At 37.5% G+C, this 6,410-nt stretch carries 5 protein-coding genes and 1 rRNA gene; 3 read left to right on the forward strand and 3 right to left on the reverse strand.

What is annotated here, in order from left to right; translation table 11 throughout:
- Nucleotides 1-27 precede the first annotated feature (27 nt).
- Nucleotides 28-684 carry a PepSY domain-containing protein gene (locus ACMKPP_RS02555; protein WP_004692962.1) on the forward strand — a complete coding sequence of 219 codons (657 nt, stop codon included), beginning with the start codon at nucleotides 28-30 and terminating at the stop codon, nucleotides 682-684.
- A 189-nt stretch (nucleotides 685-873) separates the two neighbouring features.
- On the opposite strand, the gene ACMKPP_RS02560 is transcribed toward ACMKPP_RS02555, so the two are convergent.
- Both ACMKPP_RS02560 and sstT read right to left on the reverse strand, forming a co-directional pair.
- Nucleotides 874-2,391, reverse strand: coding sequence for a dihydrolipoyl dehydrogenase family protein (locus tag ACMKPP_RS02560; RefSeq protein ID WP_008602685.1), 1,518 nt, complete (start codon nucleotides 2,389-2,391; stop codon nucleotides 874-876).
- A 246-nt stretch (nucleotides 2,392-2,637) separates the two neighbouring features.
- Nucleotides 2,638-3,858, reverse strand: coding sequence for a serine/threonine transporter SstT (gene sstT, locus ACMKPP_RS02565; protein WP_004692960.1), 1,221 nt, complete (start codon nucleotides 3,856-3,858; stop codon nucleotides 2,638-2,640).
- Between the two features lie 346 nt (nucleotides 3,859-4,204).
- On the opposite strand from sstT, the gene ACMKPP_RS02570 reads away from it, so the two are divergent.
- Nucleotides 4,205-4,951, forward strand: a complete 747-nt coding sequence (locus tag ACMKPP_RS02570; protein WP_004698389.1) for a ubiquinone/menaquinone biosynthesis methyltransferase — start codon at nucleotides 4,205-4,207, stop codon at nucleotides 4,949-4,951.
- Here the strand turns inward: ACMKPP_RS02570 and ACMKPP_RS02575 are convergent.
- A complete protein-coding gene (locus ACMKPP_RS02575; RefSeq protein WP_004698386.1) occupies nucleotides 4,932-5,663 on the reverse strand; it encodes an SIMPL domain-containing protein in 732 nt (243 codons plus the stop codon). The two genes, ACMKPP_RS02570 and ACMKPP_RS02575, sit on opposite strands and share 20 nt — an antisense overlap.
- Before the next feature lie 541 nt (nucleotides 5,664-6,204).
- Here ACMKPP_RS02575 and ACMKPP_RS02580 point away from each other — a divergent pair.
- Nucleotides 6,205-6,410 (forward strand): 16S ribosomal RNA (locus tag ACMKPP_RS02580); the annotation flags it as partial.

Below are 6,410 nucleotides of genomic sequence, written 5' to 3' on the forward strand. Positions count from 1 at the left end.
AACATGATATCTAGTAGGAGGATTATAATGAATAAAAAGTTGATTTCTATGGCATTAACGGGGGTATTAGCAGTGGGCATGTTATCCGTTGCTACACCAAGTGTGGCAGATGCACGCAAAACAAAGCCTGAAACAAGTACGGATATTTCTGTAAAACGTGCACCTGGCGAGTCCATAGTTATGACTATGAGCCAAATTGGAACTATTTTCCAAAATCGCTATCCTAATGCGGCGCTTCATTCTGTAGAGCTCAACTCTAATGACTTGAACTATGGTTATAAAGTAGTTGGTTATAGTAAGTATCATCAGTACAAGATGAAAATTGATGTAATCACTGGTAATGCTTCTGATATGGAAGAGGGGGGCAAACCTAAGAAAGTTATTGGTGAGATTTTCAATAAAGATAAAGTTATTGAATCAACGCAAGCAGAACGTGTTGCAAAACAACAACTTGGAAATGATGCTGTTATGAAGGGCTGGAAAATTGAAGCTCATAATGGTAAAGTTTTATACTATGTGACTATGCATCAAGATGGTAAAAAAGTAGTTGTTACAGTAGATGCTGAGACAGGTGCTTATGTAGAACAATCTAAATCCTATAAATTACCACCTGAGCCAGATCAAGGCTTCGATGGTCGTAAAACAAATCTCGTTTGGGGTTCTGATATAGATATGGGCCGCTAACCTATCTATTGATGATTAATAAGAAAAGAGCCGAAGGCAATGCCTTTGGCTCTTTTTTGCGATTCCGATACTATAAAATATCGGTTGATAGTGCTCTTATGTTAGAATATTTTTTTTACAATAGATATGTTTGCAACAAAAGGACTGCGCCTAGGTTTAGTCCTTTTATTATTTATAACTATAGTTGTATTACCAACGATTTTCGTAGTACACTTGTGTCCACATGATAACCTCGACGAGGGATGGATGTGGGCTCATAGTTTCGCCTACAGTGATAACGGATCTAGGGTCCATTTCACGAGTAATACCTTTTTCACGTAAACGTTTAGTGCGTTCAGAAGCAATTTCTTCGTTGATTGCTGTCAACGGAGTTACACCACTATTCATAAGGTTCACATAAGGCTGGAAGAGGATAGAGGCTTGAGGACCTACGACATGCATACCAAGGATATGGTTGGTGTCTTTATCTACCACAATTTTTACAAATCCATCGTTTATATCTCCAGGGTTGATACCCATTGCATAGCCTTTTGCAGTGGAGGAGTAGAAGTTCTTCCCAACTCCTACATTGTAACCCGCTTTGATAGCTTCAGCCTCTGTGAGACCTACACTACCAACTTCAGGATAGGAGAAAGTAACTTTTGGTAATGTATCATACCTTGCCCAACGGTAATCATCTTCACTTGTTGCATAGAAGAGATTGTGAGCAATGATATCTGCTTCGTAGTTTGCACGGTGACGGAATGCCGGCTCCCCATTGACATCACCTAAAGCGTAGATACCATCAACGGATGTTTCTAAAAATTCGTTAGTTTTGATCCAGCCTTTAGGCCGTGTTTCAATACCAGTATTTTCTAGGTGAAGTTCTTCCACAGCTGGATGGATACCTGCAGCTACAAGGATTTCTTCAACTTTAGTTTCTGTAATTTCGCCAGTAGTACGATCTTTAGTAACTACTACTTTAAGGCCATCCTCTTGGCGGATTTCAACAGTGTCTTGGTTTAGAAGTACGTTAATACCACGTTCTCTGTAGTTGTTAAGCAAGTGTTCCGATATATCTGCATCTTCTTTAGGAACTAAACGTACATTATGTTGTAGAATTGTTACTTTTGTACCAGCGGAATCAAATACATGAGCGAACTCAACACCAATCGGACCCGCACCAAGTACAGCAAGGGATTTATATGGCTGTTTAGGGAATTTATCACCAAAGAGACTTTCACTAGTAAGGAACCCTGATTCTTGAAGACCTGGTACATTAGGTACATTACTATAGCCACCAGTACCAAGGATAATTGTAGGCGCTGTAATTTCTACAATGCCAGACCCATCGTTAAGATGGATGTTCATCACTTTATCAGATACAAAGCTTGCTGCACCACGATACACATCTACGTTGTCATAGGCATTGTAATAATCATAGATGCCTGCAGATTCGTCAATTTTATGCCAAGTACGCTTGGACACAGTATGCCAGTCCATAGTAGCAGGTCCAACGTTAACGCCAATTTTTTTGAATTCTTTTGTTTCTTGAATTGCATTAGCTGCTGTAACCATAACTTTTGTAGGAATACAACCGCGAGTTAGACATGTACCACCAAATTTACCTTTTTCTATGACTGCCACTTTAAGGCCTTTTTTGAGCGCAGCATCAGCTACGATGGTTGCGCCGCCTGTACCAACTACAATAATATCGTATTGTTTCATGTTGATTCCTTCCTATATATCTACTAATAGTTATTATCATTAACTATATTATACCACTACATTGAAGAAAATCAATATAGTTTGTTAGTGATTGGTGAAAGTTTATATTTAGTTTATCCAAATACATAATATTATTTCCAGAAAATTAAGAGGCGCGGATATATGTAACTTTCACAAAGTCCTATAAAAGAATGTACAATTAGTTTACAAAAAAAAGACGGTCCCAAAGGACCGTCTAAAAAAATTTTAGTTCCAATCTTGATGATAACCGCGTTTTGCATAATCAGCAGTAGCAGTGAAGAGGATATCTGTGCTAGAGTTAAGTGCAGTTTCCGTGGAATCTTGTAATACCCCGATAATAAAGCCTACGCCTACAACTTGCATTGCTACATCATTGGATATACCGAATAGGGAACAAGCCAATGGAATGAGTAACAAGGAACCGCCTGCAACACCGGAAGCCCCACATGCACCTATAGTGGCAATAACAGATAATAGGATTGCGGTAGGAATATCTACAACGATACCTAATGTATGCGCCGCAGCTAATGTCATGATTGTGATTGTAATTGCTGCACCACCCATATTGATTGTAGCTCCTAATGGAATGGATACGGAATACATATCTGGATTAAGTTTCAATCGTTTGGCTAAATCAAGGTTTACGGGAATGTTTGCAGCAGAACTACGTGTAAAGAACGCATAGATTGCAGATTCTCGTAAGCATTTGAATACCAATGGGTATGGATTACGACGAAGGTAAATAAAGGATAAAATTGGATTGATTACTAGTGCTACAAAGATCATAGAACCAAGTAATAATACGAGTAATTGAAAGTACCCAATCAAGGCTTCGATGCCGTTAGTAGCAATGGATTCTGCTACAAGGCCCATAATACCAAGAGGGGCGAATCGAATGATCCAACCTACTACAGTAGTAATAGCTTGTGCAATGGACTCCATAACTTCCTTCGTATTCATCGGTGCATGGCGTAAAGCACCACCAATGATAAGTGCCCAACCTAAAATACCGATGTAGTTAGCAGTCATTAATGCTTTTACAGGATTATCAACTACATTTTTTAGTAATGTTGTCATAACCTCTACGATACCTTGAGGTGGTGCGGCATCGGCTGCACCTGCTGCTAGGTGTAATGTAGTAGGGAAAAAGAAACTTACGATTACTGCTAAAGCCGCAGATAGGAATGTACCTAGTAAATATAAGGTTATAACAGAGCCCATACCTGTTTTTTGTCCAGAGCGATGTTTACTAATCGCAGCAATTACTAAGAAAAATACGAGGATAGGGGCGATACCTTTTAGCGCCCCAACGAAGAGGACTCCTAATAAAGCAAGTTCATTGGCCACATCGGGCACATAAAGAGCAGTTAAAATACCAATAATCAAACCTATGATAATTTGTTGGATTAGACTGACTCTATTGATTGATTTTACAAATCGATTCATAGTACACTCCAATACTTATATAAAAACAAATAAAATCCCATGATAAAGTATCCTTTCAACATGGACATATGTCATTATACAACGAACATGAAATGGTGGCAATAGATATTATAATCGATAGTCGTATATATTTATTATGAATATAGGTAAAAAATAGATATGTGTGTTTAGTTTTATATTATGTAGCGGAAAATACTAAATACCAGTGTTTTTAGTAGGTATGTATATATTACATAGTCATTATATAGAGTATATATATTAGGATTCTTTTTAGCGTTCCTATAGTGTGGTATACTATGCCATATATAATTCTTGAACATAGTTCTTGATTTGTGAAAGGTCCATAATGAATACTAAAGAATTTAAAACGTATGCAGATAAAGAGAAATTTGTACAAGGCGTTTTTTCTAATATTGCAAAAAACTATGACTTAATGAATACGGTGTTAAGCTTTGGACAAGATTATTTTTGGCGTAAATTCTCTGTAAAAGCGATGAATATCGGTCCTCACCAATATGTACTTGATGTGGCATGTGGCACTTGTGTATTTACGAAGGAAGCATTACGTCAAGAGCCCACTTTGAAGGTAGAGGCATTAGACTTTAATAGTGAAATGCTAAATCAAGGTCGTGTTCGTATTGAGGCTGCTGGTTTACTTAATCAAGTAAATTTAGTACAAGGTGATGCCATGGCCTTACCATATGAGGATAATACATTTGATGCTGCAATGAGTGGCTTTGCAATGCGAAATGTTCCAGATATTAAGCAGGTATTGTCTGAAATGCAACGCGTGGTAAAACCAGGGGGGAAGGTTGTGGTGTTAGAACTTGCAAAACCAAGTATGTTTGGGTTTAAACAGTTATATAACTTCTATTTTTCATATATATTGCCTATTATAGGAAAATTGAGCAAAGATAACTCTTCCTATGCATGGCTTCCAGAATCTTTACGTAGATACCCGCATCAAAGTGAGATTTTAGAAATCTGGAAATCTCTTGGATATGAAAATGCCACCTATCATGAATTGACAGGCGGCATTGTAGCTGTACACGAAGGTGTGGTACCGGAAAATTCTATTGTAGATAATAAGTGATGTTAGCGTCTTGTGAAACTATTAAAGAGCCTTTTTCTACAGGCGTAGTAGTTTCGAGAGCTGCTTTTAGCATTACTGGGTTACGATAGTAACCAGAGTCCATTGTGCTAGTTTCAGTTGTGCTAATGGAAACAGTTTTTACTGGTCCCAATGTACGACCGAGGGCAGCTGCGATAACTTCTGCTTTATGGCGACCGTTTTGAATCGCTTCTGTAGTTAAAGAATCAGATAATTGTTGAGACACATCATTTTGGAATGAAAGGTTGTTGATGTCGTTAGCACCAGCGCTAACAGCGGCATCGACAACCTTTCCTACGTTATCAAGGTTATTGATCTTAACTGTTACATGATTTGATACATTGTAACCTGTATTGATGCGTTTGCCGTCTTGATAGTCGCTCGTTGGATTGATGGAAATGCTAGATGTATAGATGTCTTTTTTTGCAACACCTAAGTTAGCTAATTGACTAATTAAATTACTCATAATACGATCATTATTAGATTTTGCAGCATTGATATTGGTATTTTGGCTTGTAATACCAAGTGTTAAAATCGCATAGTTAGGTGCTACAGATCGAGACGCTTGACCAGTAATATTAATTTCTGAAGTATCAAATGTGCCCTGTGGTGCAGCTAATGTGGTAGTTCCCATAGTAGCACATATAGCAGCTATAGCTACAGCTTTTGATAATAAATGTTTTGATAGTTTCATACTCAATCTCCTTACAATAATGTAATATTCATATTGGTAAACGCTAATAAAAGAAAACTAATTTGTGCTGGAAGTTCTTTATTACAGCTACATTGTACATGATTAATTGTGTAAAATCAATTATTAGGTTTATGATTAAAAATGAAAATAAAATGAAGATTTTGTAAAATTGAGAATTGGGGGTTGCGATTATATTTTCATTGTACTATAATATGCATACAGTCGTTTGAGCGGCTGTTTCTTAATGAGTGTAGCAATACACTTAGAGGTTTAAAATGAACTTCAAAAAAGATTATAAAATGTGTTGACATGAAAGTGGTCATAATGTTATTATAATCAAGTCGTCAATTACGACAGTACTTAATAATGAAGTAGTGCAAATTGATAACAGATCTTTGAAAACTGAACAATGATAGGTAATCAATCATATGATTGAACATATGCCAGAGTGCGGGTTTTGACATAGTCAAAACCAACCATAATTCAAAGTTACTTAAAAGTAACGATAACAAATAATGAGCTATTCAAATAGCTTCAAGGTATCTTGGAGAGTTTGATCCTGGCTCAGGACGAACGCTGGCGGCGTGCTTAACACATGCAAGTCGAACGAAGAGCGACGGAAGCTTGCTTCTATCAATCTTAGTGGCGAACGGGTGAGTAACGCGTAATCAACCTGCCCTTCAGAGGGGGACAACAGTTGGAAACGACTGCTAATACCGCATACGATCTAATCTCGGCATCGAGGAT

Source organism: Veillonella parvula (genome assembly GCF_048309325.1).
Classification (GTDB): domain Bacteria; phylum Bacillota; class Negativicutes; order Veillonellales; family Veillonellaceae; genus Veillonella; species Veillonella parvula_T.